The 17,813-nt window shown below is 35.5% G+C and carries 14 protein-coding genes; 6 read left to right on the top strand and 8 right to left on the bottom strand.

Translation table 11 applies throughout. From position 1 onward, the window contains the following. The first annotated feature begins 79 nt into the window (after nt 1–79). Both ACFOW1_RS08195 and ACFOW1_RS08190 read left to right on the top strand, forming a co-directional pair. On the top strand, nt 80–2,890 hold the full coding sequence (locus ACFOW1_RS08195; RefSeq protein ID WP_379013491.1) for an outer membrane beta-barrel protein: 2,811 nt from the start codon (nt 80–82) through the stop codon (nt 2,888–2,890). Between the two features lie 130 nt (nt 2,891–3,020). Beyond that, nucleotides 3,021–4,247 carry a cation:dicarboxylate symporter family transporter gene (locus ACFOW1_RS08190; protein ID WP_379013490.1) on the top strand — a complete coding sequence of 409 codons (1,227 nt, stop codon included), beginning with the start codon at nt 3,021–3,023 and terminating at the stop codon, nt 4,245–4,247. Between the two features lie 77 nt (nt 4,248–4,324). On the opposite strand, the gene gcvT is transcribed toward ACFOW1_RS08190, so the two are convergent. From gcvT to ACFOW1_RS08170, 4 genes are all read right to left on the bottom strand, one after another. Beyond that, entirely contained in the window at nt 4,325–5,401 is a 1,077-nt protein-coding gene (gene gcvT, locus ACFOW1_RS08185) for a glycine cleavage system aminomethyltransferase GcvT (RefSeq protein ID WP_379013488.1), read from the bottom strand. Nucleotides 5,402–5,471: 70 nt separating this feature from the next. Then, complete coding sequence (locus ACFOW1_RS08180; protein ID WP_379013486.1) at nt 5,472–5,906, bottom strand: lipocalin-like domain-containing protein; 435 nt, start codon at nt 5,904–5,906, stop codon at nt 5,472–5,474. A gap of 185 nt (nt 5,907–6,091) precedes the next feature. Next, nucleotides 6,092–6,742 carry an energy transducer TonB gene (locus tag ACFOW1_RS08175; RefSeq protein WP_379013485.1) on the bottom strand — a complete coding sequence of 217 codons (651 nt, stop codon included), beginning with the start codon at nt 6,740–6,742 and terminating at the stop codon, nt 6,092–6,094. 261 nt (nt 6,743–7,003) lie between these two features. Beyond that, nucleotides 7,004–7,966, bottom strand: a complete 963-nt coding sequence (locus ACFOW1_RS08170) for a transketolase family protein (RefSeq protein ID WP_379013484.1) — start codon at nt 7,964–7,966, stop codon at nt 7,004–7,006. 255 nt (nt 7,967–8,221) lie between these two features. Between ACFOW1_RS08170 and ACFOW1_RS08165 the strand changes: the two genes are divergently transcribed. After that, complete coding sequence (locus tag ACFOW1_RS08165) at nt 8,222–11,449, top strand: TonB-dependent receptor (protein ID WP_379013482.1); 3,228 nt, start codon at nt 8,222–8,224, stop codon at nt 11,447–11,449. Between the two features lie 84 nt (nt 11,450–11,533). Here the strand turns inward: ACFOW1_RS08165 and ACFOW1_RS08160 are convergent, their stop codons facing one another. Next, nucleotides 11,534–12,364: a type 1 glutamine amidotransferase gene (locus ACFOW1_RS08160; protein WP_379013481.1), complete on the bottom strand. Its 831-nt coding sequence runs from the start codon at nt 12,362–12,364 to the stop codon at nt 11,534–11,536. A gap of 210 nt (nt 12,365–12,574) precedes the next feature. Here ACFOW1_RS08160 and ACFOW1_RS08155 point away from each other — a divergent pair, with 210 nt between their 5' ends. Then, nucleotides 12,575–13,198 (top strand): hypothetical protein, encoded by a 624-nt coding sequence (locus tag ACFOW1_RS08155; protein WP_379013480.1) that lies wholly within the window; start codon nt 12,575–12,577, stop codon nt 13,196–13,198. Between the two features lie 46 nt (nt 13,199–13,244). Here the strand turns inward: ACFOW1_RS08155 and ACFOW1_RS08150 are convergent, their stop codons facing one another. Continuing rightward, nucleotides 13,245–14,297 carry an RluA family pseudouridine synthase gene (locus ACFOW1_RS08150; protein ID WP_379013478.1) on the bottom strand — a complete coding sequence of 351 codons (1,053 nt, stop codon included), beginning with the start codon at nt 14,295–14,297 and terminating at the stop codon, nt 13,245–13,247. A gap of 91 nt (nt 14,298–14,388) precedes the next feature. Between ACFOW1_RS08150 and lipB the strand changes: the two genes are divergently transcribed. Continuing rightward, nucleotides 14,389–15,099 (top strand): lipoyl(octanoyl) transferase LipB, encoded by a 711-nt coding sequence (gene lipB, locus ACFOW1_RS08145; RefSeq protein WP_379013477.1) that lies wholly within the window; start codon nt 14,389–14,391, stop codon nt 15,097–15,099. Here lipB and ACFOW1_RS08140 read toward each other — a convergent pair whose 3' ends face one another. Then, nucleotides 15,100–15,672, bottom strand: coding sequence for an ORF6N domain-containing protein (locus ACFOW1_RS08140; protein WP_379013475.1), 573 nt, complete (start codon nt 15,670–15,672; stop codon nt 15,100–15,102). 59 nt (nt 15,673–15,731) lie between these two features. Further along, nucleotides 15,732–16,724: a sugar phosphate nucleotidyltransferase gene (locus ACFOW1_RS08135; protein WP_379013473.1), complete on the bottom strand. Its 993-nt coding sequence runs from the start codon at nt 16,722–16,724 to the stop codon at nt 15,732–15,734. 275 nt (nt 16,725–16,999) lie between these two features. Between ACFOW1_RS08135 and surE the strand changes: the two genes are divergently transcribed. After that, nucleotides 17,000–17,788: a 5'/3'-nucleotidase SurE gene (gene surE, locus ACFOW1_RS08130; RefSeq protein WP_379013471.1), complete on the top strand. Its 789-nt coding sequence runs from the start codon at nt 17,000–17,002 to the stop codon at nt 17,786–17,788. Nucleotides 17,789–17,813 lie beyond the last annotated feature (25 nt).

The raw sequence follows: 17,813 nt of genomic DNA, 5'->3' as shown, positions 1-17,813 counted from the left end.
ACGCAACTTTGTTAAAACATTAACCTTTGTTTAATGAATTGAGTGTGTTTTTGCAATTCTATACCAATCAAACTTATTTATGAAGCAACTATATTTTTTTCTCTCGTTTTTACTAATCACTACAATCTCTCTTTCGCAAACTAGTGGTACAATTAAAGGTAAACTGATTGATAGCGTGGGTAAGCAGTCGTTAAAAGATGCGTCAATTACAGTATTAGATAGTAAAGATTCTACACTTGAAGTATTTGGTCTTGCCAAAACTGATGGCACATTTGAGTTGAAAAATATTGCCCTAGGCAAAATGATTGTACAAATAACGTTCGAAGGTTATAGACCTGTGAATAAAACCGTCACACTTAGTAAAGAGAACTCGATGGTAGATTTAGGTGAAATTGCAATGATTATTCAATCTAAAGATTTGCAAGAAGTGGTTGTACAGAGTAGTCCTATTATCATCAAAAAAGATACAATTGAGTACAACGCGGGTAGTTTTAAAACCAAGCCAAATGCAGTGGTAGAAGATCTTTTAAAGAAATTGCCTGGTGTTCAAGTAGATAAATCTGGTAGTATTACAGCACAAGGCGAGAGCGTACAGCGAGTTTTGGTAAATGGAAAACGCTTCTTTGGTGATGACCCTAAAATGGCTACAAAAAATTTGCCGCCCGATATGGTGGATAAAATTCAAGTATTTGATGACTTAAGCGACCAAAGTAAATTTACTGGTTTTGACGATGGTAACCGTGTTAAAACGATTAATATCACTACCAAAAAAAATAAAAATAAAGGCTATTTTGGTAAAGTAGTAGCTGGTGGCGGCACGGATGGTGCATTTGATGAAAGTGCGAATATTCACAGGTTTGATGGTTCGCAACAAGTATCACTTTTAGGCCAAGCAAATGATATCAACAAACAGAATTTTACAACCCAAGACATTTTAGGTACATCTGGTGGTGGAAGAGGTGGCATACGCAACGCAACGGTAGGTAATGGATCTAGCAGTTCTGGAATTACTACCACTTGGGCAGGTGGTGTGAATTATAAAGATAGTTGGGGAAAAAGAACAGATGCATATGGTAGTTATTTTTATAATGATCAGAAAACACCTGTTGAACAATCTAGTTTAGTAGAAAATGCAACTTTAACTGATTCGTCGCTTATCAGCAATCAAAGCCAATTATCAACCACGCATAATCAAAGTCATCGAATTAATTTTAACCTAGAATCTAAATTAGATTCTTTAAATACCAATTCATTGGTAGTAAGACCCAATATTTCTTTTCAGCAATCTACACCAAGCTATTCATCATCTACCATTACGAATATTAATAAAACAGGATTGCCAACTTATAGCTCTATATCCAATGGCTACAGCAAAAATACTGGCTATAGCATTAGCGGTGCTAATTTTCAATTCAGACATAAATTTGCGAAGCCTTTCAGAACGATGTCTTTAGATGTAAATGTTTCTGCTAATTCAAACGACGGTACCGGCTATACCTATTCCATTAATAAATTTTATACAGGCAGTAATAGTCAAACGGATACGTTAGACCAATATAATATATCATCATTGCGCTCTTCTACAATTAGCCCAACCCTTTCTTACACCGAGCCACTGAGCAAAAATCAAATATTGGAATTTAAATATAGTTACTCAAACTATAATAGTAATTCTATCAATAATACGTATCAAAGAAGTATTGCTACTAAAAGTTATTCTCAACTCGATAGTTTATTTAGTAATTCTTTTAATAACTCAACTATCAGCAACCGATTTACATTGAGCTATCGTTTGCAAAAAACCAAATATAATGTTAGCGTTAGTTCAGGTATTCAATCTCAAAACATGACGAGCAATAATGTTGTTAAAAATGTGAATATTGATAAAAACTATTTGTTTTGGATACCTTCTGTAAATTTTCAATATAATTTCTCAACTACTAATAGTATTCGTTTTTTTTACAATGGCAATGCAGGACAGCCTAGCATTTCACAATTGCAGCCGATTAAAACAACGTCTGATTCTATTAACTTTCAAATTGGTAATCCAGACCTAAAACCTCAGTTTACCAACGCTATTAGAGTTTTATATCATGCATTTAATCCGTTTACTCAACAAATTGTGATTGCAACAGTTAATGCAAGTGCAATTACTAATGATATTCAAAATAGTATAACTACTAATCGTAATGGTGGCCGAACTACTACCTACGCCAATTTAAGCGGAACCTTTAAAATATCTGGTTTTTTTGATTATGGGTTTGCAATAAAAAAGCCTAAGAGTAATTTGAATTTTATTACTAATTTAGGCTATAACCAAAGCCAAAATTTATTGAGTGATGTAGCAGGGAATACCCGCAGTAATTTTACGTACAATTCAAATTTAGGTGAAACACTGTCTTGGACTACCAATTTAAAAGAGAATTTTGATGTGAACTTTAGCGCAGGTATCACTTATTATATTGCAAATCAAAGTATTGGACAAAATACCAGTTATACCACCAATACTTTCTCTACGGAAGCTACTTATTATACAAAAAGTGGTTTTATTTTGGCAACAGATTTTGATTATACATATAGTGCAAATAGGCCAGCAGGTTACAATGCAAGTGTACCCTTAATCAACCCAAGCATTGCCATGCAAATTTTTAAAAATAAGCAGGGCGAATTGCGCTTGTCTTGTTTTGATTTATTGAACCAAAATGTAAGTGTTAATCAATCAGTTGCAAATGGTTCTATCACGAATACAAAAACCAATGTGCTTACACGCTATTTTATGCTAACTTTTACATATAACCTTAGCAAATTTGCAGGGCAAGGCCAAAAGATGCCAGGCATGTTTAGAAGCATGATGCGCGGTATGAGTGGCGCAAATGCACCACGCTTCTAATGGAAAACTTTATAAATGAATAGGGCGAACTGAAAAGTTTCGCCCTTTTTTGTGTTAGTACTAGGTGGTGCATTTTGCTTTGCTTATTTTGGCTACTTATTTTATTTTGATAAACGTTTACACACTTTCCATGCAAGAAACAACTACAGCTAAAGCGTCGTTCAATATTTTTCAGAATCTCACTTTTTGGGTATTTATTGCCATTGTATGTGCTATTGTTTTAGGCACTGTAAATGCGCCATTGGCAGTAAAAATGGAAGTGTTAGGCAAGCGATTTATTGACTTAATAAAACTATTTATTAATCCCATTATTTTCCTCACCATAGTTCTTGGTATAAGTGGCATGGGCGACCTCAAAAAAGTAGGTAGAATAGGGGTAAAGTCATTGGTATATTTTGAGATAGTAACCACATTTGCTTTGGCAATTGGTATAGCTGTAGCCTATGTGTTGCAGCCAGGTAAAATAGATAAAACACAAGTGCAACTGCAAGATCCATCAAAGTTTACAAAAGCTGCTAATAAAGGCTTTGACTGGTTGCAATTTTTTGAAACCAATGTTACGCTACAAGTATTATTAGTGGCTATTGTAGTGGGTATTTTGCTTAATTATTCAAAACATAGAAGCAGTGTTGTAAAGGCGTTAAGTTTCGTTTCTAAATATGTTTTTCTAGGGTTAAAATATGTTATGTACTTAGCGCCTTTAGGGGCTTTTGGCGGTATGGCTTTTGCTATTGGAAAATTTGGTCTGCATACATTATTGCCATTAGCAAAATTGATGGGTACGCTTTATCTAACCATGGCGCTGTTTGTATTTGTGGTATTGGGTAGCATTTTGCGATATTTTAAACTAAGTATTGTTAAGTTTTTGGTATACATAAAAGAAGAGTTGTTGCTAGTGCTAGGTACTTCTTCGTCAGAACCTGCATTGCCGTCAATTATGAATAAACTAGAACAGCTTGGTTGCACTAAATCTGTTGTGGGCTTGGTAGTGCCCACAGGTTATTCTTTTAATTTAGATGGTACGTCTATTTACTTATCTATGGCTGTAATATTTATTGCGCAGCTATACAATATACACTTAGCTTTTGGTGAAATGTTAAGTATTATAGGTATTTTAATGATTACCTCAAAAGGTGCGGCAGGAGTTACAGGTAGTGGTTTTTTAGTGCTTGCATCTACATTAGCAACGCTACATAAAATTCCTATCGAAGGCCTTGCTTTTTTAATTGGGATAGATAAATTTATGAGCGAAGCGAGAGCCATTACAAATATTATAGGCAATGGTGTAGCCACTATTGTTATTGCAAATGTTGAAAAGGAATTTGCGCTAATGGACGGGCAACTGTTATGTGTTTAATATGATTGTTAAATGATATAAAAAAGGCTGTCAAAATTGTCAGCCTTTTTTATATCATTTAACAATCAACAAATTATTTATGCAAAAGGTAGCTTAACCACTTTTGCTTTCACGAGATTATTGCGTATTTCTACAAATATGTCGCTGTCAATAGCAGAGAATTGTGTGCTCACATAACCAAGGCCTACAGCTTTATTTAGGCTAGGTGATTGTGTACCACTTGTTACTTTACCTATGGTGTTACCAGCAGCATCTTTTAGTAAATAATCATGACGTGGTATGCCTCTTTCTATCATTTCAAAACCTACTAGCTTGCGTGTAATGCCAGCCGCTTTTTGTTGTTCTAGTATAGCTTTTGCAGTAAAGTCTTTAGTAAATTTTGTAATCCATCCTAAGCCACCCTCAAGTGGTGAAGTGGTATCATCAATATCATTGCCGTATAAGCAATAGCCCATTTCTAAGCGTAGGGTATCTCTAGCGCCTAAGCCAATAGGTTTAACGTTAAGTTCCATCAACTTATCCCAAATAATATTGGCTGCATTGTTTGAATCTTCAAAGTAAATTTCTACACCACCCGAGCCTGTGTATCCAGTAGCACTGATAATCACATTGCCAATACCTGCAATGTTACCACGTACAAATGTGTAATATTTAAGATTCATAATATCGACATCAGTTAGTGGCTGTAGTACTTTGCATGCATTTGGTCCTTGAATAGCCAGCAAGCAAGTTTTATCGCTAATATTAAGCATTTCTACACCTTCTGTATTAAAAGATGCAATCCAGTTCCAATCTTTTTCAATATTACTAGCATTTACTACCAGCATATAGCTTTTATTTTCTTCAAGGCAGTACACTATTAAGTCATCCACAATACCGCCTTCAGTGTTTGGTAGGCAACTGTATTGCGCTTTACCGTCGGTAAGCTTGCTAGCGTCATTGCTTGTTACTCGCTGAATAAGATCTAGTGCTTTATCACCTTTTAAAATAAATTCGCCCATGTGGCTTACATCAAAAACGCCAACATTGGTTCTTACGGCGGCATGTTCGTCGTTAATACCTGTATAACTTATTGGCATATTATAACCAGCAAATGGCGCCATCTTAGCACCAAGCGCAATGTGTTTATCTGTAAAAGGTGTATTCTTAACCATATATAATAATTGAGGTGGCAAATGTAGGTGTTGCAAGAAAGCTACAAGGCAGATTTATTTGGTTGGTTTATTATGGTCTAATAAATAATGTGGCTACTTTTCTATCGCCATGAAACAGTTGCAAGCGTTTTGAAGACAACTCAATAATACTGTCTTTTCTTGTTTTGCCATTACGTGTAAGTAGTAAAAATTTTTTATCGTCGCTAAAAGCCCAAGTACCTGGTTGTGGTGCGCCATTTGATTGTACTGTAAAGGTATTATCATCGTTAAATACATAATTTGTTTTGGCGGTAATCGCATTAACCTCTCCAATATTGGCTTCCATTTTAGCGGCTTGTTCTGGGTTGGTTTTTTTAGTCACCTCAATGGTTGCTTTTGTCATTGCTTCAACCGAATTGATATCAATTACCCATTTACCCAAAATATCTTTTTCGGGTGATGTAAGTATTGTAAATCCTGTAGCTGACACTGCAATAACCACTAATAGTAAGAAGTATTTTTTCATAAAATGGCATTTTAATATTGCTAAGATAGTTGTAAATGTTTAAAATAAACCCTTTATATGGGTAAGTTATGAAAGGTTTAGATATTATCAATTTACGAGCATCTATAGAATCTGAGAGAGTAAAAGCGTAAAAAAGCCTCGCAACATATCGTTACAAGGCTAAAAAAACACCCAATCTTCAATAATTAATTTATTTGAAAAGTAATAGGAAGCGTAAAACGTGTTTTTACATTTTTGCCTTTAATACTTCCTGGATTCCATCTTGGCATTTTTCTTACAACATTTGCCGCTGCTTCATCAAGACCATAACCAAGTGCTTCGCCCTTTGTGCTAGGTGTATAAACCGTACCATTTTCATCTACCGCAAACATTACATTGACGGTGCCTTCAACGCCATCATTAATGGCTTCTTGTGGGTAGGTAATATTTTTTTCTACAAATTTTGCTAATGCTTTATCGCCACCGGGATAAGAGGGCAAAACATCCACTCTATCGTAATAACCTTCATTATCCATTACTTTAGTTGCATTACTCAAAGGTTTTACAACAGCCGCATTGCTTTCAATAATTACCTTGCCTTTACCGCCCTTTTTTGCAGGGTTTGGTTTCGCAATACCTAATTTTTTGGTAGTAATGGTTTTGGTTAATACCGAACTATCAATTTTTACGATGGCGCTACCCATTTTGCCATTACTACTAGCTATTACGGTAGTGTCTTTTGTAACGTTGGTTACAACTTCTTCTGTTTTTTGCTCCCCACTTTTGCAGGCAATTAAGGTTGATGCCATTACTATGCTGCCTAAAAACAGTTGTGTTACTTTTGTGCGTACTAACATGGTGATACTATTTATTTTTATAAGTAGTAATAGTCAAATGCTATGCCGCATGCCAAATAATTATAAAATATAAGGCGCTATAAAAGTGGATTTTGTTTGTTATCTCTATATTGTTGCTCATAAAAAAAGGTAATAGTACTACTACCATTACCTTTCAATAAAAGATTGTTATTTATAATTTATTTCAAAACAAATTGATTTGCGAAAATTAGTTAGCCCCGTTATCACATTTATTGAGATTTAAATTATTAAGTCAGTTGTCTATTTTCTAGCCAACACCCTTTCTGCTGCAGCAATTACATCTGGAGTATCTAATCCGTATTTAGCCAATAATTGTGCAGGTGTACCGCTTTCACCAAATGTATCTTTTGTACCTACATATTCGATAGGTATTGGTAAATGAGACGCTGCTACTTGCGCAATGCTATCACCAAGGCCGCCCAAAATATTGTGTTCTTCTACCGTAACCGCGCATTTGGTTTTGCTGATAGATTTTAAAATAGCTTCAGTATCTAAAGGTTTAATGGTATGGATATTGATTACCTCAACGCTTACACCTCTATCTTCTAATGTTTTTGCAGCTTCTATGGCTTTCCAAACCATTAAGCCTGTAGCAAAAATGGTGACATCGCTACCTTCTGTTAGTTGTTGTGCTTTACCAATTACAAAATCACTACCATCTATCGCTGTAAAGTTGGGCCATTTTGGACGGCTAAAACGTAAATATACGGGGCCTTCGTACGATGCGATGGCTTTGGTAGCCGCTTTGGTTAGGTTAAAATCGCAACCTACAATTACCGTCATACCTGGTAACATTCTCATGAGACCTATATCTTCTAAAATTTGGTGGGTAGCACCATCTTCACCCAATGTTAAACCAGCATGAGAAGCACAAATTTTTACATTTTTATTGCTATAAGCGACACTTTGGCGAATTTGATCGTACACACGACCTGTACTGAAATTAGCAAATGTGGTTGTATAAGGTATTTTGCCGCCAATCGCTAAACCTGCAGCAATGCCTATCATATTGGCCTCAGCAATACCTACCTGTACAAAACGCTCGGGAATATCTTTGATAAATGGTCCAAGCTTGAAAGAACCAGCTAAATCGGCAGTTAAAACCACTACGTCAGGGTTTTCTTTGGCAATTTCGTAAATGCCCTCACCGAAACCAGCACGTAATTCTTTCTCATTTTGTACTACAATATCTTTTGCTTTCATAAATGTTATTTTATATTGTTTTTTATAATCCGTTCCTTTTTAAAAGTGAGGCAATTTAGTTAAAAAGCAGTTTAGTTAGCTATAGATTCTTTAAAACGATTGATATGTTTTGAATGTGTAAGCTCATATCTGTGTTTGTTTATAAGCAATTTTTGTTAATGCGTTTTAACATGTTAACATTCAGGTAACAATTGGTTAACAATTCGGTAACAATGGGCTTCAATATTTGCAGCCAAATTAAAAAACTATATAATTATGTTTAAGAAACTAGTCGCTGCGATACTAATTGTTATCACGACTTTATGTTCAACAGCTTCGTTTGCGCAAGAGAGCAACGCCAATTTTTCAGGTCAGGTTACTGATAGTAAAGGTGTTGCACTTCCTGGTACGGTTATTTCTATCAAACACATACCTACAGGCTTCGAAACAAAATCACAAAGTAATAATAAAGGCTATTTTTATGTTCCTAACTTACCAGTTGGTGGACCATACACCATTATTTTTACATATGTAGGTAAAAAAGCAGAGACAAAAAATGACTATAATTTAGCTTTAGGTACTAATTCACTTAATGTAAGATTAAGCGATCAAACAGCAACTTTGGCTGATGTTACAGTAACTTCTAGAAGAGCTGGTGGTTTAAAAACTGGCGCAGGCGTTCAAATTGGTCAATCACAGATTAGAACAATGCCTACTATTAACAGAAGCTTGCAAGATGTAACACGTATTACGCCTCAAAGCAATAACAACTCTTTCGCTGGTACAAACTTTAGATATAATAACGTAACTATCGATGGTGCTATTAATAATGATGCCATTGGTTTTAGTCCATCTTTGGGTGGTCAAACCAATTCTTCTGGTATGGCTGGTAGCAGTACAAGAACAAACCCAGTATCTTTAGATGCCATACAAGATGTGCAGGTATATTTAGCGCCATTTGACGTTAAAATTGGTAATTTCTTGGGTGGTAGTATTAATGCTGTTACACGTAGTGGTACCAATGAATTTAATGGCTCGGTGTATGGTTTTGGTCGTGGCGCTTTTTTAGTTGGTCCAAACAATGCTGGTGATAAATCAAAAGAACCTTCTGATTTTTACGATTATCAAACTGGTGTTCGTTTTGGTTTCCCTTTAATAAAAGATAAATTATTCTTCTTTACAAACGAAGAAATTACTCGCCGTCAAGATCCTGTTATTCTTGGTGCAGGCTCGCCTGATAATACGATCATCACAGCTGCTCAAGCTTATAGCATCGACTCTTTGTTTAGAAACAAATACGGTTTAGCTAACGGTGCTGGTGCATTTGGTAATACTTCTATATATTCTAGATCTAACAAATTCTTCAACCGTTTAGATTGGGTTATTAATTCTAAAAACCGTTTATCAATTCGCAACAATACCATTACATCTCAAGCTACAAACTTAGAGCGTGACGGTGCGAATTTCCGTTTTGGTAGTATTGATTTTACACAAATTAATAACCAAACATCTACTGTTTTGGAGTTGAAAACGAAGTTCACTAATGCTGTATCTAACAGTTTAATTTTAGGTTATTCAAATATTCACGATTATAGAGAGCCAACTTCTAATCCTGCTTTACCGCAAATAGAAGTATCTTCTAATGGTGGTACTTTGTTTTTAGGTACTGACCGTGAAGGTGCCATTTTCAACATGAAGCAAAAAACTTATGAGTTTACAGATAATCTAACCATCAATAAAGGTAATAACACTTTTACATTGGGTACGCACAATGAGTTTTATGATATCACTTATGGATTTGTTAACTCATGGAATGGTCGTGTAGCTTACAGTAGCGTGAATGATTTATTGAACAATAATCCTAACCGTGTACGTGCAAACTATAATTATACCAATAATACAAGAGATTTTATCATGGCAAACCCGCCAGCGCAGTTTAAAGTTAATTTGTTAAGTTTCTATGCGCAAGATGAAATTCGCTTTGGTAAATTAAAAATTACGCCAGGTGTTCGTTTTGATTATTCAGATTTACCTAATAAGCAACCATTAAGTTCTAAAACTACAGGCGCGCCAGTAGATCCTAACTATGGTACCACTTATACTTATACTTTACCAAAAAATATTACTAATAATTTCTTGGGTACAGTACAGGTTTCACCTCGTTTAGGTTTCAATTATGATGTAAAAGGTAACCAAACGTTCATTATAAGAGGTGGTGCTGGTATATTCACTGGTCGTATTCCTTTTGCATGGTTAGGCTATGCATATTATAACAATGGTGTTACATATGGTGCCTTTGATAAACGTTATACAAGTGCTGCCCCTATTGCTGCTGGTAGCGACCCAATTAAAGATGCCATTAGTGGTACTAATGGTGGCGCAAACTTTGCCACTAAGCAAGGTGTAAATGTGAACGATGCATCTGGTGCAACACAGGTTGACTTAGTAGACAATAACTTTAAAATGCCACAAGCATTAAGAACAAACTTGGCTATTGATTATACAACTCAAAACAAATGGAAATTTTCAGTAGAGGGTATCTATACAAAAGTTATCTACGATTTGAAATTCCAACAAATTAACTATGTTGACAATCCAACTTATTTGATTTATGATACCAAAAAGCAGCAGCCTATCTATTCTGGTGCTAAAATCAATCCATTATTTACCAACGCTTATTTGTTAAGCAATACAAATGATGGTAGCCGTTACAGTATTACTGGTCAGGTAAGTAAGACTTTCGATTTTGGTTTAAATGTTATGGTTGCTTATACTTATGGTCAGTCTAAAGATATTACCAATGGTATTCGTAACTCAATGGAATCTAACTGGCAGTTAAACCAAGCATTAAGTCCTAATAATCCACAATTGGCTTATTCAAATTTTGATGTACGTAACCGTATTGTATCTACTGCTAACTATCGTATTGCATCAAAAAGTGGCAAGTATGTATCTAACTTTTCATTGTTTTACAGTGCAGCGTCTGGCGCGCCTTACTCTTTCGGTTTAGTAAATACAACTTATGATGGTACTGGTCAATCTCAAAGCTTAGTATATATTCCAACAAAAGCCGAGTTGTCTAATTTCTTTAACGATCAAACACAAGCTGCTGCTTTTGATGCATTTATTGATGGTAATAAATATTTAAGTAGCCGTAGAGGTGACTTTACGCAACGTAATGGTGCACGTACACCTTGGAACAACCAGTTAGATTTTAGATTTACACAAGACATTAATTTTAAAAACAAAGCTGGCAAAACCAATACTTTCTCATTTAATGTAGATGTAGTAAACCTTACTAACTTATTAAATCCAAATTGGGGTAAAGTGTATTTCTCACCAAACACCTTTAACTCGATGTCTGCTATTGGTTTAAAATTAGCAAGTGCTGGTTCACCAACATTATATCCAAAATATACATGGTCTAATCCTGGTCTACCTTATGTGGTTGATTATTTTGGTTCACGTTACCAAGTGAATGCAGGTGTTAGATATACTTTCTAATACTGTATTAAATATTAAATAAATAAAAACGGTTTGTACAATTGTACAAACCGTTTTTATTTATTTTAAAGAATATGGTTTTAGTTATACGACAAAATTACCAACAGCTTGATTTAAGAAATTTGGTAAAATATGTGCATACGTATAGCGAATTTTATCAGGATCTTGTAACTGTTCTACCATGCTTTGCCACTTTGCAAGTCCATGTTCTGCAATGACCACTTGTTTCTTTTCTTCACTTTGCAAATGCATCAACATACCTATTGCATCAGCCTCAGGATGAAACTGTGTGCCCATAAAATATGCGTTAAAACGCACAGCCATAATGGCTCTATCATAAGGCACGTGCGGGCGTTCTTTTTCTATGGTTAATATTTTACCGCCCATTTTCTCCAACCGCTCGTAATTTGGTGTAATGACTTGGTAATCTCTACTATCTACGGCATAGAATGGGTCTTTTAAGCCTTCAAAAACAGTTTCGTTAAAGCCGTCTTGTAGCATGTGTACTGGAAAAACACCAAAAGAGGTGCTTTTACGCTTACATACAGTAGCAATTTTGTAATAGCGGCATAATAACTGGAAGCTGTGACAAATAAAAAATGCCTGCTTTTTCAATTCGTTCAGAGGGTGGTTATTATAAGCTTCAAGCGCTTGTACCCAATTAAAATATCGTTGCTCCCAAACTGTTTCGGCAGTGTCTAGCGGCGAGCCAGGGCCACCACTAGAGATATAAGCATCGTAGCTTAAATCGGGCATTTCTAATTTTAAGCGAACGTCAAATTCATCAAATACAATATCTATATTGTTGGCTTCGCCCCATTGGTTAATAATTTCACGAATACAACGCATGCCTTGATTAGCATGCCCTTCGTATAAATCTAAGATTGCAATTTTGATTGTTTTTTCTACATACATGTTATTGCAAAAGTACGAAAACAAGATTTTATAATGAATACAGGATAATACCCTGATATTAAGCACTATATTTGTATGTCATACTTACAGTAATGCAAGTTTCGAAAGCAGATACTGTTGTAAAATTTGCTTAAAGCAAATGGTAATAAGGTTGGCACACAATTATCCTATTGAAATATCGTTTATTTTAGCACAAATTATCTTTACCCGATGAAACGAATATTGACAATTGTAATAGTTGTTACTGCTCTACTGCTGCACAGTTGTGGTGGCGTAAAAAAGGTAACACCACCGCCTGCGAAAACGACTGCACCAACTAAAACAGATGTAGCCCCTGTAAAAGATGAATTTGTTCCTTTTACTAAAGACATCTATGATAAATTGGTAGCTAACAAGATTGATTTAAAAGCTGTTCAATATTATAATGATCAAGATATTTATTTAGCAAGAGGCACCGATGTGAATGCCATTTCTCTTGATAAAGGTAAAATTGTAGAAGCTGCTGGTACTAATGTAGATAAAATTGTAATTGCTAAATATACTCCGGGTAAATGTGAGTTGGTTGAAGGTGATGGTTTACGAATCAGTTTTCAAGCTGGTAGTAGCACATTTAAATTTTTAAATAGCAAAACTTACAGTCCTGATAATTTTATATTTTCTGGTGCTAATTGGAAAGATGGTCAATGTGATGTAGATTATAATGGCACTCGATATAGAGCAAGTTGCGGTGGTGGTTGTATAAGTGTAGCCGATGTAAAATTGGCAGTGAAAAAAAGTTTTTTAGATAAAAATAATATTAACGAGAAGAAATTGCCAGGTAATACTATAAACTAGAATTATATACGTTTAATAAAAAATCCCGCCAAGTGGTGGGATTTTTTTATTCCTCAATTTTTCTATGACTGATATAAGTACGCCATTTGGTAATCATTTGCTGCATATCGTTTGGTAATTCTGCCGTAAAAAATATCTCCTCGTTGGTACGAGGATGTACAAAGCCAAGTGTTTGTGCATGCAACGCGCATCGTGGGCAAGCATCAAAACAGTTATCTACAAATTGCTTGTACTTGGTATATATAGTGCCTTTTAGTATTCTATCACCACCGTATTCCCAATCGTTAAATAATGTATGACCAATGTGTTTCATGTGTACACGAATTTGGTGTGTACGGCCAGTTTCCAGCACGCATTGTACTAAGGTTACATAGTTAAAACGTTCAAGTACCTGATAATGCGTAATGGCATGCTTACCTGTTTCACCATCAGGGTAGGCGGCAAACATTTTTCTATTTTGTTGGTGGCGAGCGATATGCGCTACTATCGTACCATTATCTGCTTCTACATTACCCCAAACTACGGCCACATATTGGCGCTTTACCGTATGGTTAAAAAATTGCTTTGATAAATGAGCCACAGCAGCACCATTTTTCGCAATGACAATTAAGCCAGTTGTATTTTTATCTATACGATGTACCATACCGAAGCGTGGTAGCTTTTCTTCGTCAATATTTGGGTTTTGTTGTTGCAAATGATATACTACACCATTTAATAACGTGCCACTAAAGTTGCCCACACCAGGATGTACTACCATATTTGGCGGCTTATTAATTACCATAACATCATCATCTTCATACACTATATTTAGTGGAATATTTTCTGATTTAACAGTAGTGTATTCTGGGTTTATTAAACTCATTAATACAATATCGTCGCCTGGCCTTATACGGTAATTGCACTTAACCGTTTTGCCGTTTACGGTTAAAAAACCAGCATCAATAGCATTTTGCACCTTGTTGCGTGTAACGCCTTCAACATGGCTTTGCACCCATTTGTCTATGCGTGTCGCTTCTTGACCTTTATCTACCGTAAAAGATTTACGCTCATAAAGTTCCTCGCTATTATCTTCTTGTATTATTTCAACATCAACATTCATACTGCGCAAATATAGACAGATGCTTTGCTAATGTGATTTTCATGTTTATAACTAGCCGGCAAATACAGTAAAGGTTAGCTAATTTTGTTGCATGAAGCAGGAAGTATTTTTTAAAGATTTAGGCAAGCGTTCGTTTAAAGAAGCGTGGGATTTGCAAGAAGTGTTACTAAAGCAGAATGTAGATACTAAAGCGTTATTAAATAATTTACCACCAAGTGCGGTTGGTTCTGCTACAACCATCCATCATTTATTATTTGTAGAACATCCGCCCGTTTATACATTGGGTAAAAGTGGACATCAAGAAAATGTGTTGATAGGTGAAGAAGAAAGGGTCAAACAAGGTATCGAATTCTTTCATATTAATAGAGGTGGTGATATTACTTTTCATGGGCCAGAGCAGTTGGTAGGCTATCCAATTTTAGATTTAGATAAATTTAAAACCGATTTAAGCTGGTATTTGCGCAGCCTTGAAGAAGTGATTATTATGACGATGGCTGAATATGGACTTAAAGGTGAGCGAAGTGCTGGCGAAACTGGTGTATGGATAGAGCCAAATGTGCCAGGTAAAGAGCGTAAAATATGTGCTATGGGCATTAAATGTAGCCGTTGGATAACCATGCATGGCTTTGCATTTAATGTAAACACAGACTTGAGTTATTTTAATAATATCGTGCCTTGCGGCATTGCTAATAAGCAAGTAACGTCACTACAAAAAGAGCTTGCCACCACTATACCTATGAGCGATGTTAAACAGCGTGTAAAACGAAATTTTGAGTTTGTGTTTGAAGCGTACTTGGTATAATTATTTAATAGCTTTAAAACCTATTCGGTCTCTTTCTTCCCATTTGCGTTGTGATGCTTTTTCGTCAAGTATGTTTTCCATGGCATCATATATTTGGCTTAGTTGAACATCGTGTTCGCTTAACCGCTCTTTTATTGCTTGCAACTGTTCTTTTATGTCTTGCTGCTGCAAAACTATTTTTCTTATTGCTACAAAAGCCCGCATAATATTGATGTTCATATTGATGGCTTTATCGCTGTTTAAAATGCCGCTAAGCATGGCAATACCCTGTTCTGTAAAAGCGTAGGGTAGGTATTTGGCATGTTGCCCCCTGCCTTTATTTATCATCACAATTTGTGATGATAAATAAGCCTCTGTGTCGTTTAAGGTCGCAATTTGCGACCTTAAAGAATCGAATTCTTGCTTTGTAAGTTGAAACATGAAATCTTCGGGAAACCGTTTAATATTACGTTTTACAGCTTCTGTAAGGCGTTTTGTCTCTATCTCATATAGTAATGCCAAGTCTTTATCTAGCATTACTCTTTCGCCACGGATCGTATGTATGCGATTTTGAATGGATTGAATGATTTGCATAGTCATTATTTACAAACTAAAAATAAGCTTGTATAATGATATATCAAAATAGTCGTTTATTATCCAAAATCAATCTCTGTGTTGTCGCCAATATTTAAGCTACGGCTTAAGCCTTTTACCGAAGCATCGCTACCAATTAATGAATTATCTAATACCACTTCAAATAAATTGGTATAAGAACCGATGATACTATCTCTTATAATGGAGTGGTTAATGGTTGTATTGGCACCAATAGCTACGTTAGGGCCTATTATTGAATTTTCTATATTACAACCAGGTGCTATGCTTACTGGCGGTACAATAATAGTGTCTTTAAAACTATGTTCGCTGATGATATTGGCTCCAAATTTTTTTAAAAGAATGGCATTGCTTTCAAGCAGCGTTTCCTTTTTACCACAGTCAAACCAGCTTTTTACCTTAAATGATTTAAACTTAGCACCACGTTTTATCATGCAGTCTAGAGCATCTGTGAGGTTATACTCCCCATAGGTTTTGATATTTTGACTCAACAGTTGGTGAAGACATTCGTATAAAAAATGACTTTCTTTAATTTTATACAAACCTACCAAAGCCATATTACTTTTGGGTATGGCAGGCTTTTCAACTACTTGTTCTATAAAACCTTCTTCATTAACACTTGCAACGCCAAAATTGCGCGGATCGTCTACTTTTTTTATACCTAGCATACTAAAAGGACTATCTAATACTTCTTTAATATCGTAATCGCAAATAGTATCGCCAAGTACCACAAACACCTCATCGTCTCCAACAATATTTTTAGTAAGTTCTATCGCATGGCCAGTACCTTGACGCTCATTTTGATACACAAAATGCGTTCTTAATTCAGGATAAGTTTGCATAACATATTCTTGAATTTTCTCACCTAAATAGCCTACTATAAAAACGAATTCTGTAATGCCAGCTTCATGTAACTGATCTACAATAAAACTTAAAATCGTTTTACCAGCTATCGGTATCAAAGCCTTTGGCTGGGTATATGTGTGTGGCCTAAGTTTTGCACCTGCACCTGCCACGGGTATGATTGCTTTCATTTTGGGGTATTTTTCTGATGAACAAGTAACTACTAACTGCCAGTTATAAGTTGGTGTAAGAAGTGATATAGCGTTGTTTTAAATGCTACTGTCTTGCAAACAATCTACTGCTCATCGGGTGCAAAATAGGAAAATCTTGATAAAAGCCTATTGCTACCTTATTATAAGGTTGTTATCAGTTGTTTTTTATGTTTTATCGCATCGCAAATGATAAAAAAGTATTAATTAAGCCAGCCCAATCATTATCATAAAACCAATAGTTTTATATTGCGGGCATGGCAAAAGTTAAGAAGCAAATAGAAGAACCAATTATTCTTATTACAAATGATGATAGCATTGGAGCGCCAGGCATTAGGGCAATGGTCGAAGCAGTGGTAGGTTTAGGACGCATTGTGGTAGTAGCACCAGATAAACCCCAAAGTGGTATGGGGCATGCGATTACCATTGGTCACCCATTGCGTATGCAAAAAGTAAATTTTATAGAAGGTGTAGAGGCTTATACTTGTAGCGGTACGCCAGTTGATTGTGTAAAATTAGCTGTTGATAAAATCTTGCATCGCAAGCCGAATATATGCTTAAGCGGTGTCAACCATGGCGCAAATCACAGTATTAATGTAATTTATAGCGGTACAATGAGTGCAGCTATGGAAGCTTCTATTGAAGGGATTCCTTCGGCGGGTTTTTCTTTGCTCGATTATTCTATGGAAGCAGATTTTACAGCAGCAAAAATTTATGTGCGACAAATCGCTGAGTTATTACTATTAAAAAAGAAAGACAAACATCTATTGCTAAATGTAAATATCCCAATGGCTACACCCGATATGATTAAGGGGATTAAAATTTGCCGACAAGCTTACGCCAAATACCAGGAAGAATTTGATGAGCGCAAAGACCCTCATGGTAAAAACTATTACTGGCTAACAGGTGAATTTATCAATTTTGATAAGGGTAAAGATACCGATGTTTGGGCTTTGGCTAATAATTATGTAAGTGTTGTGCCTGTTCAGTTTGACCTTACTAACTACGAGCTAAAAGCGAAGATGGAAAAGTCTTGGAAGTTATAAATCACCTATCACAATCGTTGTAAAA

Source organism: Parasediminibacterium paludis (assembly GCF_042651445.1).
Classification (GTDB): domain Bacteria; phylum Bacteroidota; class Bacteroidia; order Chitinophagales; family Chitinophagaceae; genus Parasediminibacterium; species Parasediminibacterium paludis.
The sequence above is the reverse complement of the archived record's forward strand: the minus strand, read 5'-3'. Positions and strand labels throughout refer to the sequence as shown.

What these genes read in the sequence shown, in the direction of transcription:
- ACFOW1_RS08195 (WP_379013491.1), top strand. Translation starts at nt 80, where the DNA reads ATGAAGCAACTATATTTTTTTCTCTCGTTTTTACTAATCACTACAATC.
- ACFOW1_RS08190 (WP_379013490.1), top strand. Translation starts at nt 3,021, where the DNA reads ATGCAAGAAACAACTACAGCTAAAGCGTCGTTCAATATTTTTCAGAAT.
- gcvT (WP_379013488.1), bottom strand. Translation starts at nt 5,401, where the DNA reads ATGGTTAAGAATACACCTTTTACAGATAAACACATTGCGCTTGGTGCT.
- ACFOW1_RS08180 (WP_379013486.1), bottom strand. Translation starts at nt 5,906, where the DNA reads ATGAAAAAATACTTCTTACTATTAGTGGTTATTGCAGTGTCAGCTACA.
- ACFOW1_RS08175 (WP_379013485.1), bottom strand. Translation starts at nt 6,742, where the DNA reads ATGTTAGTACGCACAAAAGTAACACAACTGTTTTTAGGCAGCATAGTA.
- ACFOW1_RS08170 (WP_379013484.1), bottom strand. Translation starts at nt 7,966, where the DNA reads ATGAAAGCAAAAGATATTGTAGTACAAAATGAGAAAGAATTACGTGCT.
- ACFOW1_RS08165 (WP_379013482.1), top strand. Translation starts at nt 8,222, where the DNA reads ATGTTTAAGAAACTAGTCGCTGCGATACTAATTGTTATCACGACTTTA.
- ACFOW1_RS08160 (WP_379013481.1), bottom strand. Translation starts at nt 12,364, where the DNA reads ATGTATGTAGAAAAAACAATCAAAATTGCAATCTTAGATTTATACGAA.
- ACFOW1_RS08155 (WP_379013480.1), top strand. Translation starts at nt 12,575, where the DNA reads ATGAAACGAATATTGACAATTGTAATAGTTGTTACTGCTCTACTGCTG.
- ACFOW1_RS08150 (WP_379013478.1), bottom strand. Translation starts at nt 14,297, where the DNA reads ATGAATGTTGATGTTGAAATAATACAAGAAGATAATAGCGAGGAACTT.
- lipB (WP_379013477.1), top strand. Translation starts at nt 14,389, where the DNA reads ATGAAGCAGGAAGTATTTTTTAAAGATTTAGGCAAGCGTTCGTTTAAA.
- ACFOW1_RS08140 (WP_379013475.1), bottom strand. Translation starts at nt 15,672, where the DNA reads ATGCAAATCATTCAATCCATTCAAAATCGCATACATACGATCCGTGGC.
- ACFOW1_RS08135 (WP_379013473.1), bottom strand. Translation starts at nt 16,724, where the DNA reads ATGAAAGCAATCATACCCGTGGCAGGTGCAGGTGCAAAACTTAGGCCA.
- surE (WP_379013471.1), top strand. Translation starts at nt 17,000, where the DNA reads ATGGCAAAAGTTAAGAAGCAAATAGAAGAACCAATTATTCTTATTACA.